Origin of the sequence: Vibrio sp. 1641, from assembly GCF_033339995.1 — a bacterium.
GTDB lineage: Bacteria > Pseudomonadota > Gammaproteobacteria > Enterobacterales > Vibrionaceae > Vibrio > Vibrio alginolyticus.
On sequence record NZ_JAWOVP010000320.1, the window covers coordinates 1 to 602 of the forward strand.

Consider the following 602-nt stretch of genomic DNA (forward strand, 5'->3'; position numbering starts at 1 on the left):
GTTGTAGGCATGGTACTCACCGCCATGTACGTATTTGAGTAATCCACCATGTTCAATCGATTTACGTTTTGCCCACGCCTTGCGGGACAAGTTGGTTAAATCTTGTTGGAAATCATCAAAGTTTGCGCCTTCGATGCGAGTGGTTACGCCTTTAAAGCACAAGTCGACCACTTGCCGGCTCAATCCAACGGCTTCGAACAATTGTGAGCAACGGTAGGAGGCGATGGTCGAAATACCCATCTTCGACATGATTTTGTACAAGCCTTTGTTGATGCCATACTGATAGTTCTGCATAACATCGCGGTAGTCTTTATCTAGGGCACCATCGTCAATCAACTTGCCTAACGCTTCATAAGCTAGATACGGATAAACCGCCGTAGCGCCAAAGCCTAGCAATACGGCAAATTGAGGAGGGTCACGTGCGGTTGCGGTTTCCGCGACGCTGTTGGCATCACAACGAAGGTTGGCTGTAACTAAGCGAGTTTGCACGGCGCCGACAGCCATGGCGGCTGGAATTGGCAATTTGCCTTTGACTAATGCGCGGTCAGAAATAACCGCTAAAACGGTACCATCACGCACCACTTGTTCAGCTAGATCACTAA

General features: G+C 48.8%; 1 protein-coding gene. It reads right to left on the minus strand.

Annotated elements, in window-relative coordinates; all coding sequences use genetic code 11:
- On the minus strand, positions 1-602 hold a 602-nt coding region (locus R7Z47_RS25755; protein ID WP_318130881.1), incomplete at both ends, for a glutamate synthase central domain-containing protein.